Origin of the sequence: Verrucosispora sp. WMMA2044 (assembly GCF_027497155.1) — a bacterium.
GTDB lineage: Bacteria > Actinomycetota > Actinomycetes > Mycobacteriales > Micromonosporaceae > Micromonospora > Micromonospora palythoicola.
This window is the reverse complement of sequence record NZ_CP114913.1, coordinates 2,938,475-2,960,280: the sequence shown is the minus strand read 5'-3', so window position 1 is coordinate 2,960,280 and position 21,806 is coordinate 2,938,475. Positions and strand designations below refer to the sequence as shown.

Annotated in this window: 25 protein-coding genes; 15 read left to right on the top strand and 10 right to left on the bottom strand. The window is 72.6% G+C overall.

The window, feature by feature from the left end; all coding sequences use genetic code 11:
* Window positions 1–76 precede the first annotated feature (76 nt).
* Window positions 77–955, top strand: a complete 879-nt coding sequence (locus O3597_RS13390; protein WP_281604344.1) for a hypothetical protein — start codon at window positions 77–79, stop codon at window positions 953–955.
* A 70-nt stretch (window positions 956–1,025) separates the two neighbouring features.
* On the top strand, window positions 1,026–1,997 hold the full coding sequence (locus O3597_RS13385; RefSeq protein WP_164447306.1) for a pirin family protein: 972 nt from the start codon (window positions 1,026–1,028) through the stop codon (window positions 1,995–1,997).
* Window positions 1,998–2,009: 12 nt separating this feature from the next.
* Here O3597_RS13385 and O3597_RS13380 read toward each other — a convergent pair whose 3' ends face one another.
* Window positions 2,010–3,131 carry an NAD(P)/FAD-dependent oxidoreductase gene (locus O3597_RS13380; RefSeq protein ID WP_281604343.1) on the bottom strand — a complete coding sequence of 374 codons (1,122 nt, stop codon included), beginning with the start codon at window positions 3,129–3,131 and terminating at the stop codon, window positions 2,010–2,012.
* On the bottom strand, window positions 3,128–4,330 hold the full coding sequence (locus tag O3597_RS13375) for an alpha/beta hydrolase (RefSeq protein ID WP_281604342.1): 1,203 nt from the start codon (window positions 4,328–4,330) through the stop codon (window positions 3,128–3,130). The genes O3597_RS13380 and O3597_RS13375 overlap by 4 nt, the downstream gene beginning before the upstream one ends.
* A gap of 67 nt (window positions 4,331–4,397) precedes the next feature.
* Between O3597_RS13375 and O3597_RS13370 the strand changes: the two genes are divergently transcribed.
* The 3 genes from O3597_RS13370 to O3597_RS13360 all read left to right on the top strand — a co-directional run bounded on the left by O3597_RS13370 (window position 4,398) and on the right by O3597_RS13360 (window position 6,330).
* A complete protein-coding gene (locus O3597_RS13370; protein ID WP_164447304.1) occupies window positions 4,398–4,940 on the top strand; it encodes a TetR/AcrR family transcriptional regulator in 543 nt (180 codons plus the stop codon).
* Between the two features lie 67 nt (window positions 4,941–5,007).
* Window positions 5,008–5,592, top strand: coding sequence for a dihydrofolate reductase family protein (locus tag O3597_RS13365; RefSeq protein WP_164447303.1), 585 nt, complete (start codon window positions 5,008–5,010; stop codon window positions 5,590–5,592).
* Between the two features lie 75 nt (window positions 5,593–5,667).
* Complete coding sequence (locus O3597_RS13360; RefSeq protein ID WP_281604341.1) at window positions 5,668–6,330, top strand: hypothetical protein; 663 nt, start codon at window positions 5,668–5,670, stop codon at window positions 6,328–6,330.
* 238 nt (window positions 6,331–6,568) lie between these two features.
* Here the strand turns inward: O3597_RS13360 and O3597_RS13355 are convergent, their stop codons facing one another.
* Entirely contained in the window at window positions 6,569–6,841 is a 273-nt protein-coding gene (locus O3597_RS13355; protein ID WP_164447302.1) for a DUF2795 domain-containing protein, read from the bottom strand.
* A gap of 146 nt (window positions 6,842–6,987) precedes the next feature.
* On the opposite strand from O3597_RS13355, the gene O3597_RS13350 reads away from it, so the two are divergent.
* Complete coding sequence (locus O3597_RS13350; protein ID WP_281604340.1) at window positions 6,988–7,398, top strand: DUF2267 domain-containing protein; 411 nt, start codon at window positions 6,988–6,990, stop codon at window positions 7,396–7,398.
* A gap of 30 nt (window positions 7,399–7,428) precedes the next feature.
* On the opposite strand, the gene O3597_RS13345 is transcribed toward O3597_RS13350, so the two are convergent.
* Window positions 7,429–8,595 (bottom strand): CaiB/BaiF CoA-transferase family protein, encoded by a 1,167-nt coding sequence (locus O3597_RS13345; RefSeq protein WP_164447300.1) that lies wholly within the window; start codon window positions 8,593–8,595, stop codon window positions 7,429–7,431.
* Window positions 8,596–8,837: 242 nt separating this feature from the next.
* Here O3597_RS13345 and O3597_RS13340 point away from each other — a divergent pair, with 242 nt between their 5' ends.
* The 5 genes from O3597_RS13340 (at window position 8,838) to O3597_RS13320 (ending at window position 12,908) form a co-directional block, all read left to right on the top strand.
* Window positions 8,838–9,851, top strand: coding sequence for a TerC/Alx family metal homeostasis membrane protein (locus O3597_RS13340; protein ID WP_164447299.1), 1,014 nt, complete (start codon window positions 8,838–8,840; stop codon window positions 9,849–9,851).
* A gap of 72 nt (window positions 9,852–9,923) precedes the next feature.
* Window positions 9,924–10,523 carry a sulfite oxidase-like oxidoreductase gene (locus tag O3597_RS13335; RefSeq protein ID WP_164447298.1) on the top strand — a complete coding sequence of 200 codons (600 nt, stop codon included), beginning with the start codon at window positions 9,924–9,926 and terminating at the stop codon, window positions 10,521–10,523.
* Between the two features lie 8 nt (window positions 10,524–10,531).
* Complete coding sequence (locus O3597_RS13330) at window positions 10,532–11,254, top strand: ferredoxin reductase (protein ID WP_281604339.1); 723 nt, start codon at window positions 10,532–10,534, stop codon at window positions 11,252–11,254.
* Window positions 11,255–11,267: 13 nt separating this feature from the next.
* Window positions 11,268–11,549, top strand: a complete 282-nt coding sequence (locus O3597_RS13325) for a DUF6510 family protein (RefSeq protein WP_164447296.1) — start codon at window positions 11,268–11,270, stop codon at window positions 11,547–11,549.
* A gap of 57 nt (window positions 11,550–11,606) precedes the next feature.
* On the top strand, window positions 11,607–12,908 hold the full coding sequence (locus O3597_RS13320) for an NAD(P)/FAD-dependent oxidoreductase (protein ID WP_281604338.1): 1,302 nt from the start codon (window positions 11,607–11,609) through the stop codon (window positions 12,906–12,908).
* Between the two features lie 69 nt (window positions 12,909–12,977).
* Here the strand turns inward: O3597_RS13320 and O3597_RS13315 are convergent, their stop codons facing one another.
* Window positions 12,978–13,958, bottom strand: coding sequence for a DUF2267 domain-containing protein (locus tag O3597_RS13315; RefSeq protein WP_164447294.1), 981 nt, complete (start codon window positions 13,956–13,958; stop codon window positions 12,978–12,980).
* Window positions 13,959–14,172: 214 nt separating this feature from the next.
* Between O3597_RS13315 and O3597_RS13310 the strand changes: the two genes are divergently transcribed.
* Window positions 14,173–14,475: a hypothetical protein gene (locus tag O3597_RS13310; RefSeq protein WP_281604337.1), complete on the top strand. Its 303-nt coding sequence runs from the start codon at window positions 14,173–14,175 to the stop codon at window positions 14,473–14,475.
* Window positions 14,476–14,540: 65 nt separating this feature from the next.
* Here O3597_RS13310 and O3597_RS13305 read toward each other — a convergent pair whose 3' ends face one another.
* Both O3597_RS13305 and O3597_RS13300 read right to left on the bottom strand, forming a co-directional pair.
* Window positions 14,541–14,888: an STAS domain-containing protein gene (locus O3597_RS13305; RefSeq protein ID WP_281604336.1), complete on the bottom strand. Its 348-nt coding sequence runs from the start codon at window positions 14,886–14,888 to the stop codon at window positions 14,541–14,543.
* Between the two features lie 63 nt (window positions 14,889–14,951).
* On the bottom strand, window positions 14,952–15,260 hold the full coding sequence (locus O3597_RS13300; RefSeq protein WP_281604335.1) for an STAS domain-containing protein: 309 nt from the start codon (window positions 15,258–15,260) through the stop codon (window positions 14,952–14,954).
* Between the two features lie 286 nt (window positions 15,261–15,546).
* Here O3597_RS13300 and O3597_RS13295 point away from each other — a divergent pair, with 286 nt between their 5' ends.
* The 3 genes from O3597_RS13295 (at window position 15,547) to O3597_RS13285 (ending at window position 19,011) form a co-directional block, all read left to right on the top strand.
* On the top strand, window positions 15,547–17,298 hold the full coding sequence (locus O3597_RS13295) for a SpoIIE family protein phosphatase (protein WP_281604334.1): 1,752 nt from the start codon (window positions 15,547–15,549) through the stop codon (window positions 17,296–17,298).
* Entirely contained in the window at window positions 17,295–18,341 is a 1,047-nt protein-coding gene (locus O3597_RS13290) for a cobalamin B12-binding domain-containing protein (RefSeq protein WP_281604333.1), read from the top strand. Before O3597_RS13295 ends, O3597_RS13290 begins: the two co-directional genes overlap by 4 nt.
* A 223-nt stretch (window positions 18,342–18,564) precedes the next feature.
* Entirely contained in the window at window positions 18,565–19,011 is a 447-nt protein-coding gene (locus O3597_RS13285; protein WP_164447289.1) for a response regulator, read from the top strand.
* A gap of 42 nt (window positions 19,012–19,053) precedes the next feature.
* Here the strand turns inward: O3597_RS13285 and O3597_RS13280 are convergent, their stop codons facing one another.
* The 3 genes from O3597_RS13280 to O3597_RS13270 form a co-directional block, all read right to left on the bottom strand.
* Window positions 19,054–19,908: a hypothetical protein gene (locus tag O3597_RS13280; RefSeq protein ID WP_164447288.1), complete on the bottom strand. Its 855-nt coding sequence runs from the start codon at window positions 19,906–19,908 to the stop codon at window positions 19,054–19,056.
* A gap of 351 nt (window positions 19,909–20,259) precedes the next feature.
* A complete protein-coding gene (locus O3597_RS13275; RefSeq protein ID WP_164447287.1) occupies window positions 20,260–20,682 on the bottom strand; it encodes an OsmC family protein in 423 nt (140 codons plus the stop codon).
* A gap of 60 nt (window positions 20,683–20,742) precedes the next feature.
* Window positions 20,743–21,690 (bottom strand): serine/threonine-protein kinase, encoded by a 948-nt coding sequence (locus O3597_RS13270; protein WP_281604332.1) that lies wholly within the window; start codon window positions 21,688–21,690, stop codon window positions 20,743–20,745.
* Window positions 21,691–21,806 lie beyond the last annotated feature (116 nt).

Here is a 21,806-nt window from a genome sequence, read left to right as displayed (position 1 = left end):
GGGACCGTGAAAGGGGAGACCGATGGCCGGATCGGTGCGGAACGGACAGGATCGAACACCAGCCGGGTCAACCCCGGTGTCGCAGGTCGAGGTGTCACCGCCGACGCCCGCCGACGTCCAAACGGCACCACCGAATCGGCCGAGCTGGTCGCCGGCTGCCCGGCTGCTGGTCGCCGCCGCGGTACTGGTGGTGGGTCTGGGAGCGGTCGCGGTCGTGGCGATCCTCTCCGACCCGCACCGGCTCGGCCTGGTCTTCTCCGGTGGAACGAACCCGGTGGCCGGCGCGACCGCCGCGCCGGACGACGCCAGCGGACTGGGCGGTGCCGCCCGGGCCGCGCGGGAAAGCCCCGAGCAGGTGCGGACCGCACCGTTGCACGATCGACGGCGGGCCAGCTTCGAGCTGGTCGACGGGCTGGACCGCGTCGACCTGCGGGTCATCGAGTTGGGGGAGGAGCTGTACCGCGTGGTCAGCCCCGCCGGGTCCGGCGCGCGGGCCCGTCCGGAACTGGTGGGCGATCGGATGGCACTGCGGATGGAGCGGGTCGGCGAGCAGCCGGGCACGGTCGAGGTGCTGCTCAACGCCCGGGTGTCCTGGCACCTGCGGCTCACCGGCGGGGCCGCCGAGCGACGAGTGGACCTGCGTGCCGCCCGGCTGTCCGGACTGGAGCTGGTGGGTGGTGCGACCCGGACCGACCTTCGACTGCCCAGCGTCGACGGACCGCTCGTGGTGCGGGTCACCGGTGGGGTCAACCAGCTCGACGTCACGGTCACCGACGGCGTGCCGGTACGCGTCCGGGCCGGCTCCGGTGCCGGAGCCGTCGAGGTGTACGGCGAGCGCCGCGACGGCGTCGCCCCGGGTACGGTGCTCGGCTCGGCGGGCTGGGACCGGGCCGCCGGACGGATCTTCCTGGACCTGGTGGCCGGTGCCAACGTGGTGACCGTACGCGGCGGCTGAGCCTGCTCTCCCGGGTGCGCCCGCTCGCCGACGAGCGGGCGGGCGACCGGGTCGGGCGTAGAGTCGAGTCGTGGAGCGTGCCGAAGCGATGCCAGCGCAGACCCGACCACCCGGCGTGGCGACGGTCGATCCCGGCAGCGTGTTGCTGCCCGGCCACGACGTGCCGCTGGGCCGCTACACCACGGTGCGCCGGCTCCTGCCGCAGCGCACCCGCCGGCTGGTCGGGGCCTGGTGCTTCGTCGACCATTTCGGACCCGACGACGTGGCCGAGCGGCCCGGCATGGAGGTGCCGCCGCACCCGCACACCGGCCTGCAGACCGTGACCTGGCTGCTCGACGGCGAGATCCTGCACCGCGACAGCCTCGGTAACCAGCAGCCGATCCGTCCCGGTCAACTGAACGTGATGACCTCGGGTCACGGCATCGCCCACTCCGAACGCTCACCGGTGCGGCATCCGCCCCTGATGCACGGGGTGCAGTTGTGGGTGGCGCTGCCGGACGGGGCCCGGGCCGGCGCTCCCGACTTCGCCCACCACGCCGAGCTGCCCCGGTGGCGCGACGGGGACCTCGACGTCACCCTGCTGGTCGGGGAACTCGCTGGGGAACGCTCACCGGCGCGGGTGCACACCCCGCTGCTCGGCGCGCAACTGGAACTGGCCGGGCCGGCGCCCGCCGGACTGCCGCTGCGGCGTGACTTCGAGTACGCGCTGCTGGTCCTCGACGGTGCCGGCGAGGTCGACGGCCTGCCGCTGAGCCCCGGTGCGCTGCTCTGGCTCGGCTCGGGACGGGACTCGCTGAGCCTGCGTGGTGAGCCGGGCAGCCGGTTGATGCTGCTCGGTGGCACACCGTTCGAGGAGCCGCTGGTGATGTGGTGGAACTTCGTCGGTCGGGACCACGACGAGATCGTCGCCGCTCGCGAGGACTGGATGGCCGGCCGGCGGTTCGGGGTCGTCGCCGACGACCCGGACCCGCCGCTGCCCGCACCGGCGCTGCCCACCGTCCGGCTCAAGGCCCGCGACCGTTCCGGCGGCTTCCACGGCTAGTGCGGTGACAGCTCAGGCGGGGTGCTCGAGGTCGCGAACCAGGGGTGCGAGCAGCCTTTCGACGGACATCCGGGCGACGAGCCCGTTGCGGAGGCCCGCGAGCGTGCTGGACGAGGTGAAGAGCGCCCGGGCGAACTGCCGTGACTGCCGCTGTGCTCGCTCGACCCGCCGCTTCCGCCGCCGCTCGTAGAGGCGCAGCGCGGTGGGCACGTGGCCGGCGTCGCACCGGCTGAGCTCGTCGGCCAGTGCCGCCGCCGACTCCAGTGCCATCGAGGCACCCATTCCGGCGGTCGGCAGAAAGGCCGCGGCGGCGTCCCCGACCAGCGCCACCCGGCCGCGCACCCACCCGGTGGAGCGCACGTCGGTCATGGGCCACAGCCGACGCTCGTGATCCGCGCCGGGCAGCAGCCGGTCGGCGGGCAGGCCCGCTCCGGTGAGGGTCCGGTGCAGCCATGCCCTGGCCTGCGGGCCCCGCACGGTGTCCGAGGGGCCGCCGACGATCAGGCACACCCGACCCTGGCACGGGTAGCAGCCGACGAAGCTGCCGGCTCCCCAGAACTCCAGCGTCTCACCGGCGGTGCCCGGGTGGTCTGCCGACTCGATCCACCAGGTCGCGCAGGTCCATCCCGTGTCGTGCCGGGGCTGGGGCCCGAGGAGCGCGGTGCGCACCGCGGATCCGATGCCGTCGGCACCCACCAACAGGTCGGCCCCGATGGTGGTTCCGTCGTCGAGACGAGCATCGACGCCGGTGCGGCGCTGCTCCAGAGCCACGACGCGACCCGTTCGGTGCTCCACCTGATCGCAGACCGTGGCCAGCATCGCGACGAGGTCGCCGCGGGGCAGGATGCCCAGGTATCCGTGGCGGGCGATGCGGGGAGGCGGCCCGGAGGTGGTGAGCAGGGCCCCGGACCCCGACCGCGCCGTGTAGCGCCGCATCGGAAGCCCTCGCTCGACCAGCCGGTCGTGGACGCCGACCGCGTGCAGCACCCGGGTCCCGTGCGGCCACAGGGCGAGCGCGAAGCCGTCGTCGCCGCCGTGACCGGGATCGACCACGGTGATCTGGTGGCCCCGGGGACGCAGCAGCGCCGCGAGTGTCAGCCCGGCGACACCGCCGCCGGCGATCAGCACCTTCACGACGCCTCCAGGTGACGATCGCTGGGCCGGGCAAACGCCTCCGCCCGGCGCACCCCCGGTGGCGACGGGACGGCACCCGCTGATCGGCCGGTCGAGGTCCCTCCCGCTGCCACGCCGATGACGGCCAGCAGCGCGTCCAGGGTGTCCAGGACAGCGGTCAGCCGCCAGGAGGAGACGATGTCGAACGCGTGCTGGCCGCCGGGCAGTTCGAGGTGGACCACCGGCTGCGACGACTCGGCCCGCAGCTTCTCCGCCAGGGCACGCGCCGTGCCGGCGGAGGTGTAGTTGTCCAGGCTTCCGTGCGCGATCAGAAAAGGCGGTGCCTCGGATGCCGGCAGCGCGAACGGGGTCGACGTGACCGCCTCGTCGGCGCCGCGGCCGTAGTAACGGCCGTAGTAGCCGTAGAGGCAGACCGCCGCGGCAGGCCGTTCTTCGGGCTTCGCGCGCAGCGCGTAGAGAGAGGTCAGATGGGCCCCTGCGGAGCTACCCGCCAGCACGACCGTCGTGGCGTCCGCGCCGTGCTCTCCGGCGTGCGTACGCGCCCAGGCCATCGCGGCCTCGGCGTCGGCGAGGTGCTCCTCGAAACCCGCCCCGGGGCGCAGCCGGTACGTCGCGCTCACGCACACCCAGCCGCGTGCGGCGAGGTGATGCAGCAGGCCTCGAGCCTCCCAGTTCTTGCTGCCCGAGAAGTAGCCGCCGCCGTGGAAGTAGACCAGAACCGGGCCACCCGTGGGTCGGTCCCGGCGGCGCAGGACGTCGAGGCGCTGACGCCGGTGGTCGCCGTAGCGCAGGTTGCGCAGGCGCCGCACGGAACGGGGTCGGATCGGAAGCGGGGTGAGGGCGGTCCGCCACCAGCTTCGCCGAGCCGGTGCGCGGTCCATGCCGGCCGCTCGCAGTGCGGCCTCGGCGACGGACCTCGAACGGGCGGCCCGGCGGGTCAACAGGATCAGCATCACCGCGGTCGCCACCGCGCCCGCCAGCAGGACGCCCGACAGCACGTCGGTGCGCAGGTCTCCGCTCCAGATCGCCGCGGCCGTCGAGGCCGCGAGCAGCGCCAGGACCAGGTGCGGCACCTCGTTCACGACCATCCCGGCCAGGAAGGCGGCCCGCGCCAGCAGCCGTGGTCGAGCGGGTGGGACCAACGCGGCGGTGGTGGCCAGGCCGAGCACGAGGACGTGCACCAGGTAGTCGTTCGACACGGGCTCCTCCTCTACAGATGTCGAGGCCTGCTACTCTACACCTGTAGAGCAACAGGAGGGGAAGCCCATGGTGACCGAGCGTCGGACCGTGATCGCGGATGCGGCGATCACCACGCTGGCCAGGGCAGGTGGACGTGGACTCACCCACCGGGCCGTGGACCGGCAGGCGGGGCTTCCGATGGGCTCGACCTCCTACTACTTCCGTACCCGGGCGGACCTGCTCCGGGCGGCCGTCGATCGGCTGGCCGAGCTGGACGAGGCGGCCATCGCCCCCGCCACGGCCGGTACGCTCGCCGCAGACCTCGCGCGCGTGCTCGACCGGCTGCTCGGTGCCGACCGGGAGCGGCTCCTCGCCCGCTACGAACTGGCACTCGAATCCGTACGACGCCCCGAGCTGCGTGGGTTCCTGGCGGCCGGCACGCACCGGGTGCGTGGTGCCGTCGAGCAGCGACTCCGCGAGCGGGGCGTGACGAGCCCACGGGAGGTGGCTGACGCCGCGCTCGCGCTCATCGACGGACTGCTCCTCGCCGAACTCACCGCGACCGAGGGACAGCAACGCGGCCGCGCCGAGCTGGAAGGCACCCTCGCGAGGCTGGTGGGCGCCGAGTGACCCCAGGCCGACCGGACCAGCCGACGACCACCGATTCGACAGTCGAGAATTCTGTACTGGAGGGCCCATGCGCCGGCTCACCTACTACGTCGCGAGCACCCTCGACGGCTTCATCGCCGGCCCGGACGGCGGTGACCCGAGCGGGCAGAGCTACTTCCCGGTGCCAGCCGACCTGATCGACTACATGGTGACGAATTTTCCGGAGACGTTGCCCGCGCCCGCCCGTGCCGCACTGGGCGTCGAGGGGCCGGCGAAGGTCTTCGACACCGTGCTCGAGGGCCGGGCGTCCTATCAGCTCGGCCTGGACGCCGGGCTGGACGACGTCTACCCGCACCTGCGCCACCTGGTGTTCTCGACGACCCTGCCGGTGACCGAGGGCACCGCCGTCGAGATGGTCCGCACCGACGCCCTCGACCGGGTCCGCAGCCTCAAACAGGACGGCAGTGCGCTGGATATCTGGCTGGTCGGTGGCGGGACGTTGGCCCACAGTCTGCTGCCCGAGATCGACCGGCTCATCATCAAGCAGCACCCGTCCGTGATCGGGTCAGGCATCCCGATGTTCGCCGGGCCGTTCCAGCCCACCCTGTTCGTCCCCGTTGATGCCACGGCGCTCGATTCCGGGGTATGCGTACTGACGCTGGACCGCCGCTGAGGTCTGGGACCCGGCAGCCAGGTGCGGTCCGGCGAAACCCGGCCTACTCACCCTGGGCGCGGGTAACAGCCGCCCATGCCCACCACGGTTGCCACGATCGAGGACAGGAAGCGGTTGGCGCGCCGGCTCGCCGGCAGTGGCCGGGGCTTCGCCGAGCAGTACGGCTTCCGGGTCACCAACAACCCGTCCAGCCTGTTCCAGCTGCTCTGCCTGTCGGTGCTGCTGGCCCGCCGGGGGGATTTCCGGCGGGCCGTCGACGGTGCGCACGCGCTGCCCGACGCGGGCTGGGACAGCGCGGCCCGGTTGTCCGGTTCATCCCGCTCCGATCGGGTCAGGACGCTGCGCGACAGCGGCCAGCGCGGTGACGTCGAGGCGCTGGCCGACCTGCTGGGCGAGTTGGCCCGTGCGGTCGTCGGGCGCTACCGGGGTGACCTGCGGCGGTTGCGGTCGGCGGCGCGCCGTGACCCGGCCCGGGAGCGGGCGCTGCTGACCGCCCTGCCGGGGGTCGACGACCGGGTCGCCGACCTGTTCCTGCGCGAGGTGCAGGCGTTGTGGGGCGAGGTCGCGCCGGTCGCCGACCGGCGGGCCCTGACGGCGGCCCGACGGCTCGGACTGGGGCGCTCGGCTGAGGATCTCGCCGGGCTGGCCGGCGGCCGCGAGTCGGAGCGGCTCGCCTGGCTGGTCGGCGCGCTGGCCCGGGTCGATCTGGAGGGGCGATACGCCGAGCTGACAGGATGAGCCCCTTTGTCGGCACCCACTGTCCGTTCGGCTGATGGCGTGCGGTAAACTCGTCGCAGTAGCACGCAGCCACCCGGTTCGGGTGGCTGTCGGCCGCCTGGTGGCCGCGACCCGGTTCGGGCGCACACCGTCGCCAGGGCAGGCGGTTACGCAGGGGCGCCCCCGGCTGCGGTTCGCGGCCGGGGCGCCCCCCTGTCCACGGGCCCGGTGTGAGCCGCCGTTACCGGCGGGCAGCCCCCTAGATGCCGCGCAGATGCTGTGACACCCGCTGGTGCCGTTTGTCGCGCCCCTGGGCGCCGCGCTGCGCGTCGGTGATCTCGGGCGCCGCGTCGATGCCGGCCGACCGGGCCACCTGGTTGCCGTTGGCGTAATCCACCGGAGGCAGCGCCCGCAGGGCCCGCAGTACCTCCGGCGGCGCCCCTTCCCGCTCGGCCTCGCGCAGCACCTCGTCCTTCCCGGCGGGGTAGTCCAGGCTGGACAGGTACTGCAGGACGTCGGCGTAGCTCGCCATGGTGTCGACTCCTCCCGGGCCTCGATCCGGCCACGACCGGGCGCGGATACCCGACGCGGGGCAGCTCACGCGCCTGGTCCGACGAAAATGCGGTCGCCGTTTCCGTACCGGTCGGGTGGGTAAGCGCCGGCCGGAGGGGGTACGCGATGAACTACGACACGTTCGTCGACCAGGTCGCCCAGCGCACCGCCGCCTCGTCGTCGCGGGCGGCGGAGCTGATCCGGGCGACGCTGGAAACGCTGGCCGAGCGGCTGACCGGTGGCGAGGTGCTGGACCTGGCCGTTCAGCTACCGGCCCCGCTGCGGCTGCCGATGCGCCCGACACCGGACATCGAGGCGGCGCAACGGTTCGGTGCCGCCGAGTTCGTCGCCCGGGTGGCCGTGCGTGCCGGGGTGGCCGAGCCGGCCGCCCGGGACGCGGTCCGGGCCGTCTTCACGACGCTGCGGGAGGCGGTGACCGGCGGAGAGTTCGACGAACTGGTGGTCCAGCTGCCCCGCGACTACCGCGACATGGTCGAACCCGCCCTGGCCCCCGGCGCGACGCTGCGCCGTCGTTGAGCCGTCGTCGCGTTCCGGTCGGTGCCGATGTCAGCCGACCGCTCCGCTGGCGCGTAGCTGGGCGACCCGGTTCCGGTCGAAGCCGGCCTCGGTGAGCACCTCGTCGGTGTGCTCACCCGGCCAGGGCGGCGGCCGACGGATCGCGGTCGGGGTGGCGGAGAACCGGGGCGCCGGCGCCGGCTGGACGACCCCGTCGCGGAGCACGAACGTCCTGCGGGCGGCCAGGTGCGGGTGCTCCGACGCCTCCTGCCAGTCCAGTACCGGCGCGGCGCAGGCGTCGGAGGCGGTGAGCAGCGCCGCCCACTCGTCCCGGGTACGGGTGCGGAACAGGCGCGCCCAGGCGGCCCGCAACGCCGGCCAGTTCGCCGGGTCGGTCCGGTCGATCGGCTCGTCCGGCGGGAGTGGGAAACCGGTGCGCCGGACCAGTTCGTCGTAGAAGCGTGGCTCCAGTGCGCCGACGGCGAGGTACCGCCCGTCGGCGCATTCGTAGGTGTCGTAGAAGGGCGCACCGCCGTCGAGCAGGTTGACCCCGCGCGGGGTGCGCCACATGCCGAGCTGGTGCAGCGCGTGGATCTGGGTGCTGAGCACCGCGACGCCGTCCACGACGGCCGCGTCCACCACCTGGCCGGTGCCGCCGCCGCGGACCGCGTACAGCGCGGAGACGACACCGAGCGCGAGCATCATGCCGCCGCCGCCGAAGTCGCCGAGCAGGTTCATCGGCGGCACCGGAGGCTCGCCGGCCCGCCCGATGCCGTGCAGCGCGCCGGTCAGCGCCAGGTAGTCGATGTCGTGTCCGGCGTACGGGGCGTTCGGGCCGTCCTGACCCCATCCGGTCATCCGGCCGTAGACGAGGGCCGGGTTGACCGCCTGGCAGTCGGCCGGGCCGACGCCGAGCCGCTCGGTGACCCCGGGCCGGAACCCCTCGATGAGGGCGTCCGCGGCGCCGACCAGGGCCAGTACCACCTCGCGTCCGTCGGCGGACTTCAGGTCGACTCCGATCGAGCGGCGTCCCCGGTTGAGCAGATCGGGGTGCGGGGTGCCGAAGGCCGAGGCGTCCACCTCGGCGACCCGGTCGACCCGGATCACGTCGGCGCCCAGGTCGGCCAGCATCATGGCGGCGAACGGCCCGGGGCCGATCCCGGCCAGTTCCACCACGCGTACGCCGGCCAGCGGGCCGGTCGCCAGGTCTTCGCTCACCGGGTCACGATAGGCGCTCGGATCGCCACCGGCGGGCCGCTCGTCGTGAGCGGAGCCACTGCGGCGGGCAGCGCCCCGCGTGGCGGGCGGAATTCGGCTGCCCTAACCTTGGCAGCACGAGGGGAGTACTTCCCACGAACCATGCCGGTCAGTACGGCGCGCCCGGAGCGCGCCTCGGGTGGTTGCCCACGAAACGTGGGTGAAGGAGACCTCGAACATGACACGGTGTTCGAGGAGGCCCCATGTCCGATTTGTCTGTCGCGGCCGGTCTGGATTCGGTAGGCACGCCCTCGCTGTGGGCGATCACGATCCTTGGCGTGCTCGCCCTGCTGGTGCTCGACTTCCTGGTGACCAGGCGCCCGCACGAGGTGTCGCTCAAGGAGGCACTCGGCTGGAGCGCCTTCTACATAGCCCTGCCCCTGGCCTTCGGCGCCTGGGTCTGGCACCGGTACGGCTCCGAACGGGGCTTCGAGTACCTCACCGGTTACCTGGTCGAGAAGTCACTGTCGGTCGACAATCTCTTCGTCTTCATGCTGCTGCTGGCCGCCTTCGCGGTGCCCACCGAGCTCGCCCAACGGGTGCTGCTGTTCGGCATCACCGGAGCGCTGGTGCTGCGCGGCATCTTCATCGCCCTCGGCGCCGCGGCCCTGCAGACCCTGGACTTCGCCTTCCTGATCTTCGCGTTGATCCTGCTGTTCACCGCCGCCAAGCTGCTCCGCGACGCGTTCACCGGGCACGAGCAGTCAGTGGACATCGGCACCATGCGCTCGGTGCGACTGCTGCGCCGGTTCATGCCGGTGGTCCACGAGTACCACGGCACCAAGATGACCGTGCGGGTCGACGGACGCCGGGCGCTCACCCCGCTCGCGCTGGTGGTGGTGGCGGTGCTCGCCACCGACGTGGTCTTCGCCGTCGACTCGGTGCCGGCGGTGTACGGCATCACCGAGGACCCGTACCTCGTCTTCGCCACTAACGCCTTCGCCCTGTTGGGCCTGCGGGCGCTGTACTTCGTGCTGCACGCGGCGCTGAGCCGGCTGGTCCACCTCACCTACGGTCTGGCGATCATCCTGGCCTTCATCGGCATCAAGCTCGGCCTGCACTGGGCGCACGGCATCTGGGAGGGCGTCCCGGAGATCCCCACCGTGGTCTCGCTGCTGGTCATCCTCGGCGTGCTGACCGTGGTCACGATCACAAGCCTGCGGGCCACCCGCAACGTGGTGCCGGGATCCAAGGAGGTCGTCACCGAGCGGAAGTGAGAGTTCCCGGCCCGGTGCGCCCGGGCCGGTCGAACCCGCCCGTGGCGGTGTGCGCCGTGGTAGGACTGAGCGGTGGGTATCGTCACACCGGGCTTCCAGGGTCGGCCGCGCGCCGACGCCGCGGATCTGCCACCCGGCCAGTACCTGACGCCGGACTTTCCCGTGCTCTCCGCCGGCCCGACGCCTCGGGTCCCGCGCGAGCAGTGGGAGTTCGTGATCAGCACCGAGACCGGTACGGAGCATCGGTGGAGCTGGGCCGAGATGATGGCGCTGCCGCAGGAGACGCCGACCGTCGACATCCACTGTGTCACCCGGTGGTCAAAGCTCGGCACCACCTGGCGGGGAGTCTCGTTGGACACGCTGCTCGACGGCGTGGAAACCGCCGCCGACTACGCCCTGGCCCACTCCTACGGCGGATACACCACGAACCTCCCGCTGGAGGACCTGCGTGACGGGCAGGCCTGGCTCGTGCACAGCTACGACGGCGACGACCTGCCGGCCGAGCACGGCGGGCCGGCGCGGCTGCTGGTACCGCACCTCTACTTCTGGAAGTCGGCCAAGTGGGCGCGCGGCATCCGTCTCACCGTCGAGGACACCCCCGGTTTCTGGGAGACCGCCGGCTACCACGACTACGGCGACCCGTGGCGTGAGCAGCGGTACCAGGGCGATTGACCGGGCGGATGAGCTGGCGGGCAGCCCGGTTGGTGGCGGACCGGGCCGAGACACCGACAGCGAGAACCCTGGTGCTGGAGGTGCCGGGCTGGCCGGCCCACCTGCCCGGCCAGCACGTCGACATCCGGCTCACCGCGCCGGACGGATACCAGGCCGCCCGGTCGTACTCGCTCGCCGCGCCCGCCGACGGCGACCGGATCGAGGTGTGCGTCCAGCGGGTGACCGACGGCGAGGTGTCGCCGTTTCTGGTCGACGGCTACCGCGAGGGCGACCCGGTCGAGGTACGTGGCCCGATCGGCGGCTGGTTCGTGTGGCGGCCACAGCAGACCGAACCGGTGCTGCTGGTCGCCGGCGGATCGGGGGTGGTGCCGTTGATGGCCATGATCAGAGCCCGGCGGGCGGCCGGAAGCCGGGTCCCGTTCCGGCTGATCTACTCGGTGCGCACCCCCGACGACGCGTTCTACACCGAGGAACTGCGACGCCGGGTACGTGACGACGCCGGTCTCGACGTGGCCCACGTCTACACCCGGCAGGCGCCCGAGGGATGGCGCGGCGAGCCGCACCGGCTCGGCCTCGCCGATGTCAACGACAACGGCTGGCCGCCGGAGCTGGAGCCGCTGGTGTACGTGTGCGGACCCACCGGTTTCGTGGAGGCCGTCTCCGATCTGATCGTCGGGCTGGGGCATCCGGCGCGACGGGTACGCACCGAACGTTTCGGCCCGACCGGTTGAGAGGAGGCCGCGGATGACCGCGCTGCCCTACGTGGACGGCAACATGCTCGATGGTCCGTTGGGGGAGGTGTTCGCGGTCGACCTGAGCACCGCCACCGCCCGGTGCGCCAACTGCGGCACCCCCGGCCCGGTGGCCGGGCTGCGGGTCTACTCGCACGCGCCCGGCCTGGTGGGGCGCTGCCCGACCTGCGTCGAAGTGATGTTGCGGCTGGTCCGTGCCCCTGACCGTGCCTGGCTCGACCTGCGCGGCGCCACCTTCCTCCAGTTCCCGTTGCCGCCAGAACGCACCCGCTAGACCCGCCGACAGGGCGGTTGGACGTTTGCCGACGCGGATCACGGGAACCGGGCCGGAATGACGAAGCCTCGTGTAGTGATCGTGGGGGCCGGGTTCGCCGGGTACCACGCGGCGAAGATGTTGACCAGGTTGGCCCGCGGTCGAGCCGAGATCGTCCTGTTGAACTCGACCGACTACTTCCTGTACCTGCCGCTGCTGCCGGAGGTGGCGGCAGGGGTGGTGGAGCCGGGCCGGATCGCGGTGCCGCTGTCCGGCACGCTGGACGGCGTGCGGGTGGTCATCGGTGAGGCGGACAGCGTCGACCTGCAGAACCGGTGGGTCGGCTTCACCCAGCCGGAGGGTGACCGCAACCGGCTGGCGTACGACCGGTTGGTGCTGGCCGTCGGCAGCGTGAACAAGCTGCTGCCGATTCCCGGCGTGACCGAGTACGCACACGGCTTCCGCGGCCTGCCCGAGGCGCTCTACCTGCACGACCACGTGGTCCGGCAGATCGAACTCGCCGAGCAGGCCGAGGATCCGGCCGAGCAGCAGGCCCGCGCCACGTTCGTGGTGGTGGGTGCCGGATACACCGGTACCGAGGTGGCCGCGCACGGCATCCTGTTCACCGACGAACTGGCCGCCCAGCACCCTCGGCTGAAGATCCGGCCGAGGTGGCTGCTGCTGGACGTCGCCCCACGCGTGCTGCCCGAGCTGGACCGACGGATGTCGGTCACCGCCGACAAGGTGCTGCGACGCCGCGGGGTCGACGTGCGGATGGGCACCTCGGTGGCGGTCGCCACCTCCGACGGGGTCAAGCTCACCGACGGCGAGTACGTGCCCACCTGCTCACTGGTCTGGTGCGTCGGCGTACGCCCCGACCCGTTCGTGGCCGAACTGGGCCTGCGGACCGAGAAGGGGCGGCTGGTCGTCGACGAGTACCTGAACGTCCCCGGATTCCCCGAGGTCTACGCCTGCGGCGACGCCGCCGCGGTGCCCGACCTGACCCGGCCCGGCGAGATCTGCACGATGACCGCCCAGCACGCGCAGCGACAGGGCAAGCTGGCTGCGCACAACATCGCCGCCTCGTACGGGCAGGGACGCCGTCGACCGTACAAGCACCACGACCTCGGCTGGGTGGTCGACCTGGGCGGCAAGCAGGCTGCCGCGAACCCGTTGAAGGTGCCGCTGTCCGGCCTGCCCGCCAAGGCGGTCACCCGCGGTTACCACCTGCTCGCGATGCCCGGCAACCGGGCCAGGGTGAGCGCGGACTGGTTCCTCGACGCCGCGCTGCCGCGCTCGGCGGCGCAGCTCGGACTGATCTCCGCCACCGCCGTACCACTGGAGAGCTCGTCGCCCGAGATGCCGGCGCGGGTGCACTGACCACCGGCCCGACCGGAGTGCCGTGCGGTCGTGGGGTATCCACGACCGCACGGCTGGCATCTCGGCTGCTCAGCCGGCGGCCATGCCGGCCCCAGCCTCGTCGATGGCGTCGTCGACCGCGTGCGCCAGGTCGATGTCCATCGCGGTCACCGCCCCGGCGTTGCCCGAGGTGACGGTCAGCACGGCGGTCGTCGGGTCGGCGCGGCCGATCCGCGGCCCGCGGCCGGTCTGCTGGCGGAGCAGGTCGAGTCGGTCCAGCACCCGGTCCAGGTTGGCCGGCGGCAGCTCCAGGGTCCGGGACAGCGCGGTCCCGTCACCCGACCAGTACGGCAGGTCGGCCAGGGCCGCGCGCAGTTCGGCCGCGGACAACGGCGGCAGCGCGCTGACCGGACCGACCACGCCGCCGCCGACGGCCGGCGGCTCCAGCAACTGCCGCAGCTCGTCCGGTACGTGCAGTGATTCGATCAGATCACCGTCGTGCGCGGCGAGCGCGGCGAGGGTCGCCTCGGCCTGATAGCGCGCCTGTTCCGGAGGTCGACCGCTGATCCGACCCACCTCGGACAGGAAGCCGGCCAGATCCTGGCGTCGCTCGATGCCGTCCACCGGCACCACGTCGTGCAGCGAGGCGGGCACCGCCTCCAGCAGCCGTCGGCGTTCGCCGGCCTCCAGGGCCCAGGCCAGGACCAGCACCGTCGACTCGACCCCCACCTTGGCGGTACGGAAGTCGACGCCGGAGCGGCGCACGACGTCCTCGACCAGCTCGCGGTAACCCACCGTGGTGACCCCGGGCGCCGGCCCGCCCGGCTCCGGACGGGGCCGGGGGGTCTGCGGGGAACCGGCCGGTGGGGGAGCGGGTCCGCCGCGCGTGGCGTCTGGTTTGTGGCGGCTGCCGGCTGGCGGCGGGCCGGCCCGCTCGTGCTGGTCGAGGTGGGTCAGTTGTTTGGACGCGCTCAGGCTGGCACCGGTGTCGGCGGCCCGCATGCCCTGTTCCCGCGCCTGGCGGGCCAGTGCCCTCCGGCGCTGGTTGTCGCCCTCCATCTGCTTACGCATGGTGCACACCTCGCTTCCGCTGGTGGTGCCGGGCTTCGTCGATGGCCTTCCCGGCGGTCGCCGGGCGAAACGATCAGGTCGGTGCCGGCAGGGGGAGGGTTCGACCACGACGGCGAGGCTTCATCCGGCCGGGGTGAGGGCCGGTCACCCGGACGGGGCCGACGATCGCGGTGGACCGGAGATCTTCCGAGGCACGGCGGAAGGGAAGGTCGTGATGAAGCGGATAGTCGAGATCGTCCCCGCCCGACCCGGTTGGTACGCCCGGTGGCGGCTGGCACCCGAGCACACCCGCTGCTACCCGGTGAGCCTGTGGGCGTTGTTGGAAGAGGCCGACGGCGGCGGTCGCGAGGTGATCGGCGTCGACTGCGCCGGCCAGTGGCCCGGCGATCGGGACGACGAAAATGGTGCGGAGTTCGTCCGTTACCTGTTCCAAACGCCTGATTCGGGCCTACCGGAGGACGCGGAGCCGACCACCCGGCCCCACCGCAGCGGCCCGTATCCGGTCCCGGCTCCCTGAGCCATCCTCCGGCCCCCGACCCCTGGTCCCAGGGTCGGGGGCCACCCCTTCGGTGGCCCGGGCGGTCAGCCGACCGCCCGCGTGTCCCGGTCCTCGACGGCCGGGGGAAGCTCCAGCAGTTCGGTGAGGCCGGTGCGGACCAGCAACTGGCGCAGCGAGGCGTTGACGCCGATCAGCCGCAGGGGGACGGAGCCGCCCCAGTGGGCGATCACGAACGCGCTCAACCCCGACGAGTCGCACATGCCCACACCGGTGAGGTCGATGACCAGGTGTTGGTAGCCGTCGCGGCGCAGGGCGGCCACGGCGTCGACGAGTTCGGGCGCGCTGTCGAAGTCGAGGTCACCGGTCAGCCGCAACTCGGCATGCCCCGTGTCCTGCCGGTCGACCTCGATGACCAACAGCTGTGCCGCCATGACTCCATGCTCCCAGTACGTCGGTCAAGCGCAAGTCGCGGGGGCCAGGTTCTCCGTCATCCGCTAAGCGGTGACCGGGGTCTGGCCGTCCGGTTCGGTGCTGGCGGGCTCGCGGGACAGCAGGCCGGTGACCCCCGTCATGTCGAGGATGGTTTCGAGAAATCGGGGGACCGCCCGTAACCGCAGTCGGACGCTCCGCTGCTGCGCCTCGCGCCAGGCGTGGACGATGACGCTGAGCCCGGTGCTGTCGATGAACTGCAGGCCACCGAAGTCGAGTACCAGGGTGGTGGGGTCGGTGCCCATCGTCCGGTCGATCTCGGCCCGCAGCGGCGCGGCGGTGGTGTAGGCGAGATCACCGACGACCCGGATCACCGGTGCGAGCGCAACGGACCGGTCGACGGACATGCTCAGCGGCGGCGTCGGGGGTCTGCGACCGTGGGACAGCAACGATCACGCCTTCCGCGGTGACGGGCGGGCAGGGGCGCTCGGATCGTAACAACCCGTGAGCGGGCCCGCCTCTCGGACGGCCCGCCGGTACGCGCCGCGACGCTCGCCCGGGTGGCGGCACCGGCAGAGCCGCGTAGGCTGGGCGTCAGGACGCGACCATGCACGCCGCTCGAAGCGGCTGCGGAACCGACAAGGAGCGAGGCTCAAGCTGGTGACAGGTGCCGACGTCAGGGACCTCGACCCCGGCGACGGACGGTCTGCCACGCCGAGCGTCGCCCGGGTTACCGCCTGGCGTTCGATCAACGCCGCGCCGGCCGCCGGGCTACCCGCCCTGGAGCCGTCACGGAATCAGCTCGCCGCCGACTGGCCGGAGATCGCCGAACATCTCCACGAGGGTGTGGTGGTGTGCGGTCCGGACGGGACCGTGCGGCACGTCAGCCCGACCGCCCGGCGCTTGCTGCCCGAGGTGGTCGTCGGCGGTACGCTGGCGGCGCTCGAGCAGCTGACCTCGGGCGATCCGCACCTGCGCCGGCACGGCCGACGGCTGCGGGTACGTCAGGTCCCGTTGTCCGCCGGGCGTAGCTGCTGGTACGTCGAGGATGTCAGCGACCACGAGAAGCGGACCGAGGAACTGGCGGCCGAGCGGACCAGATCGGCCTTCCTCACCACGGTCGGCGACAAGCTGGGCAATCCGCTGCACCCGGACCGGGCCGCTGCCGCGGTCGTCCGACTCGCCGTGCCGACCCTGGCCGACGTCGCGGTACTTGTGCTCGCGCCCCGATCCGGACGGGCCCGATGGTGGCGCGCCCGCCAGGACGCCGACGAGACACCAACTGTCGATCGCGGGGTGCTCGCCGCGACGGAGCTGCCTCCGGCGATCGTGGAGAGTCTGCGCGGCACGTCGCCGCACACCGTCGACTGGCTGGTCGAGCAGGCCATCGACGCGGGCTGGTTGCCCGGTGTCTCCGCCGCCGAGGTGGCCGCCCGCCTGGTGCCGTTGCCGGGCCGGGACGCGCCCGCCGGGGTGCTGCTCGTCGCGCGGGGTGCGGGCGGCCGGTACGGGGAGAACGACCTCGACCTGGTTCGCGCCTTCGCCGCTCGGGCCGGTGCGGCGTTGACCACCGCGCTGCTCTACCGCGAACAGGCGGAGGTGGCCGACATGTTGCAGGCCAGCCTGCTGCCCGTCGAGCCGGCACCGGCACCGGGTGTGCAGTGGGGTACGGCGTACCGTCCGGCCCAGGCCGGCCTGCGCATCGGCGGCGACTTCTACGGTTCGCACCGGCTGCCCGACGGTGGCTCGGTGTTCTTCCTCGGCGATGTCTCCGGCAAGGGGGTCGAGGCGGCGGTCTTCACCGGGCAGCTGCGTCAGTGTCTGCACGCGCTGCACCGGGTCGAGCAGCAACCGGCCCGGCTGCTGCGGCTGCTCAACGACGCACTGCTTGAGACGACCCTGGCCCACGGACAGGGCCGGTTCGCCACCATGGTGCTGGGGGTGGTCCGTCCACACCGCGACGGTGGCCTCGGGCTGACGCTCGCCGGCGGCGGACACCTGCCGCCGCTGGTGCTGCGCGCCTCCGGCGAGGTGGAGCAGTTGCCGTTGAACGGCATGCTGATCGGTGTGGTGCCGGATCCGCGGATCGGTCAGGTCACCACGCGGCTCGCTCCCGGTGAGACGTGCCTGCTCTACAGCGACGGAGTCACCGAGGCGCGGGGCGGTCGGCGAGGTGAGGAACTGCTCGGCACCGATCGTCTGGTGCAGGCGCTCGGTGGGTGCCACCGAATGCCGGCGCCCGCGCTGGCGGAGCGGATCGAGCAGGTGACGTGCGAGTGGCTGGCCCAGCGTGACCACGACGACATCGCGGTGCTGGCGTTGCGCGCCACCGGCGTCGGTGGCCGCCCGCAGCGGCACCTGCACGCCGTGCCGGCCGTGACCGAACCGGCCCCGGAGGCGACGGACCGGTGACCGCCGCGACCCGGGACACCTCACCTGAGGCCGTCTATCCGGACTACCTGCACTGTCTCGCCGAGGCCGACGAGCACGCCGCCGTCGAGGTGGCGCGCGGGTTGCTCGACGCGGGTGTGGCCGCGGACCGGGTCCTGCTGGACCTGGTCGCGCCGGCGCAGGCCGAGGTGGGGGAACGGTGGGCGCGCAACGAGTGGAGCGTGGCCCAGGAGCACGCGGCGACACACGTGAGCGAGCGGGTGGTGGCGGCCGTCGCCGCGTACGCCGACGTGCGCCCGACGCGCGCCCGGATCGTGGTGGCCTGCATGGACGGTGAGTGGCACGCGCTGCCGGCCCGGCTGGTGGCCGAGGTGCTACGGCTGCGTGGCTGGCAGGTCACCTTCCTGGGGGCGAGTGTTCCCGCCGCGCACCTGGTGTCGTACCTGCACCGGTACGACGCGTACGCCGTGGCGCTGGCCTCCGCGCTGCCGATGCGGCTACCCCACGCACACCGGATGATCGAGGCGTGCCGGCGCGCGGACGTGCCGGTGCTGGTCGGCGGTCGGGGCTTCGGCGTGGACGGCCGGTGGGCGCGGCGACTCGGGGTGGCCTGGGCCGCCGACGCGCCCGCCGCCGCCGACCTGCTCCGTGACGAGCGGGCCCTACGCGCCGTGCCGCCGGCCGACCTGGCGCACCTGGCCGACGACGAGTACGCCACCCTGGTCAACCGACGCGGCGAGTTGATCGACAGCGCCCTGGCCGAGCTGGCCCAGCGGTTCCCGGCCACCCGCGACCAGACCCCGGCCCAGTTGGACTCGACGGTCAGCGACCTCGGATACATCCTGGACTTCCTGGGCGCCGCCCTCTACGTCGACGACAGCTCGCTGTTCACCGAGTTCGTCGGGTGGCTGGTGACCATTCTGAACAGTCGCGGCGTGCCGGCCGTGACGGTGGATGCGTCGCTGGCGCACTACGGCCGGCGGCTGCACGATTCTCCCCGAGCGGTGGACCATCTCCAGCGGGGACGCGCGGTACTGCCGGCGGTTGATCGGCAAGCCGCCTGACCGGAGGTGCCGTCGGGCCTTTCGAGGCCTCCCTATACTTGCCGGGCAGCAAACACCCGTCTCCCCGAGGGACGGGTGCGCACCCGGACCGTCTCGGACAGGCTGCTCGGGTACGGCTGTGACGTCGCGGAACCCGGCGGTCGTCGATCGTCCGATGATGGGCTACATTTCCGCCAGCACGGAGCCGGTAGGTTCCGTCCTGGCCGACCTGAGGCAGGTAGAGATGGGCGCACGAACCCTCGCTCCGGTTCGCATCCTGGTGGTGGACGACGACCCGGGCGACGTGCTCATGATCGAGGAGGCCCTGGCCACCTCGGACGTCGAGAAGGTGATCGACGTGGTCGGCGACGGCGAGGAGGCGATGGAGTTTCTCCGTCGCGAAGGCCGGCACGGCGACGCCCAACGTCCGGACGTGATCCTGCTCGACCTCAACATGCCCCGCAAGGACGGGCGTCAGGTGCTGGGCGAGGTGAAGAACGACGCGGACCTGCGGACCATCCCGATCGTCGTGCTGACCACCTCGAACGCGGACACCGACATCATCAGCAGTTACACCCTCCAGGCCAACGCCTACGTCACCAAGCCGATCGACCTCGACGACTTCAACGACGTGGTGCACCGGATCGACGAGTTCTTCGGCCGGGTGGTCGTGTTGCCCAAGCGGGTCTGACCCGCCGTCGCCGGCGAGCCGGACCCGACGGCCGGGTCCGGCTCAGGTCAGGGCCGCCACCACGGTCGCGGCCCGCTCCTCGTGCTGGGCGTAGGCGTAGGGGAAGGCGGAGATCTGCACCGCCTGGGCGGCCAGGGTCAGGCTCATCTGCTGCCATCCGGGCACCTGCAGCAGCGCCTCGTAGAACACGCGCGCCGCGTACGCCGGCCGCATCAGGTCCCGGACGCTGCCCCAACCGCTGCTGGGGCGTTGCTGGAACAGCCCGACGGAGTCGTGGTCCCAGCCGACGGCCTGGTGCGGGTAGTTCTGCGACTCGGGAAGCACACCACTGGCGTAGTTGAGCAGGGTGCTCTCCTGCATGGCGGTGGCGACCGCGATCACCAACCCCTGACGCGGGATCTTCATCTTGACGCCGACGTCCACGATCGCCTTGGCGTTGTCCATCTGTGCCTGGCTCAGCCCGGCGACGGGCCGGGGACGCGGTGGTTTGGTGGGGGTCTTCTTCTTGGGCTTGGGCTTCGCGGTGGGCGACGGCTTGGCGGTGGGGGAGGGGCTGGCGCTGGTGGGTGCGGGGGTGGGGCTGCGGTCCAGGGAGCGGGAGGCGGCCTTCTCCTGAGCCGCGAGAGCGCGGTCGGTGAGCGCCTCGGTCACCCGGGGCGGCGGTGCCTCGTCGTCGTGCCGGGCGGCCACGACGGCGGTGGCACCGAGGCAGCAGGTGACGCCGGTGGCCAGAGCCACCCGGACCGGGGTGGAGGCGAGTACCGCGCGGACGCCCCGGCGTGGTGCGGGTACGGCGCGATGCCGCCCCATCAACCTTTCGGGTGATGTCTCGTCGGCCGAGAGGCTCGCCGGTCGCCCGGGGGTCTGCTGCTGGTCGAAGTTGTCGTCGGGATGCACCCGCCGAGGCTAGAAAGTCGACGGCCGACTGCCATCGGCCCAGTTGGTGGCATGCGTCACAATTCGCGGCTATCCGCCCGATGATTCTCCGCACCGTTCGACAAAGCGGATCAGATACGCCTGTCCGTCCCGGAGTAAATGTCGGGAATCAACGTACAAAACAGGGCGGAAACGGGATCTTGCTGGCGTCTATCGAACTGCTTCGCCGCATCCGCCGAACGGATGAGGCTGAGGTCGATCCAATCGGGGCGGTGGGTAGGGCGGTCGGACCATGCGGCCCGTGCTGTTGACCCGGACCACCGCGGAAGCCACCGTGCCCGCCGCGCCGGGCCGGCCGGTTCACCACGCGGATCAGTGTCGGCCGTTCTCCGCCGGACTGACCGTGAGCCGGTGCCGGCCGCCGTCCTCGCTGGAGAACGGCCAGAGCCGGTCGGCGTGCTCGACCAGTTCGGTGAGCTGTTGTCGACTCAGCCCGACCGACGAGATGGAGGCGTGCACGTCGGCCCGGTAGCGGCCGTCGTCGTCGCGCCCCAGCTTCGCCTCCGCGCGTACCTGCACGGTGTGCGCCTCGTCGGTGATCCCGCCGGCCGCCTCCACCGCCGCGTGGTGCAGGCAGGACGCGAACGCCGCGGCGAGCAGCTGCGACGGGGTCAACCCGGTGCAGTGCGGCGCCAGCGGCGAGGCGAGGGCGGTCGACAGCGCCTCGTCGTCGGTGTGGATGTGACCGCCCTCGGCGGTCGCGGCGGCAACCTCGTTCAGCCAGGAACTCGGCATCGCGTTCCTCCCGTCACTCCCCGCCCGGCTACCCGGGCCCGGTCGCGTGAAACCGGGAAGTCACCCGCCGTGCCGGCTCCACTGGGCGACGGCGGCGGCCTCGGTGACCTCGGCGGCCGCCCGCTCCGTCCACGGGCTCACCGCCGCCGGCCGCTGCCGTGGCATCAGCGGTTCGTGCATCGGCACGTACACCCGGGCGTCGACCGCCTCGGCCAGCAGCAGCGCGGCCACCAGGCTGCTCGGCCGCCGGGTCGGGTCGTCGGCGAGGCAGCGTCGGCGCAGGTCGGCGACCTCGGCGGGCAGTCCGGGCAGCTCCGGCAGGGGCCGCGGGACCCGGGGCCGCTGCGGTCCGAGCAGTTGGCTGACGCTGTCCGCCGGGTACGGCAGGCGTCCCGCCAGGCAGTAGTGAAGAAGGACGCCGAGGGCGTAGATGTCGGCCGCCGGGGTCGCCGGAGCCCGGTGCAGCTGCTCCGGCGCCAGGTACGCCGGCGTACCGACCACGACACCGTCGGGCGTGGTGTCGGCGGCGCCGGCCGGGGTGGCGATGCCGAAGTCCAGCACCTTCACCCCCGACGGGGTGAGCATCACGTTGGCCGGCTTGATGTCGCGGTGCACGATGCCGTGGGCGTGCGCGGCGGCCAGCGCGGCGCCGACCTCCGCGCAGACGCGCACCGCGATCCGCCAGTCCAACGGGCCGGTGCGCAGGTGCGCGGCGAGGGTCTGTCCCTCGGCCAGCTCCATCACGATGTACGGCAGCTGGTGCCCCGTCCCGGTGTCGCAGGTGCCGAAATCGTGCACGCTCGCCACGTTGGGGTGCACCAGGCGGGCCGCCGACCGCGCTTCGGAGCGGATCCGCTCCACCGAGGCCGCCCCGTCCGGCTGACCCGGCGAGACCAGCTTCACCGCGACCTGCCGGTCCAGCACGGTGTCGTACGCCCGCCACACCTCCGACATCCCGCCGATGCCGATGCGCTGGTCGAGCCGGTACCGCCCGTCCAGCGTGCGCATCGACCGCCTCCTACCCCTCGTGCCGCTCCGCCACGGCGTGCGAAACCGTGGCCTGCGCACGGTACCCCGGGCCCGATCAGGGCAAACCCGCCTCGGACGGCGGCTGGTGCGTTAGC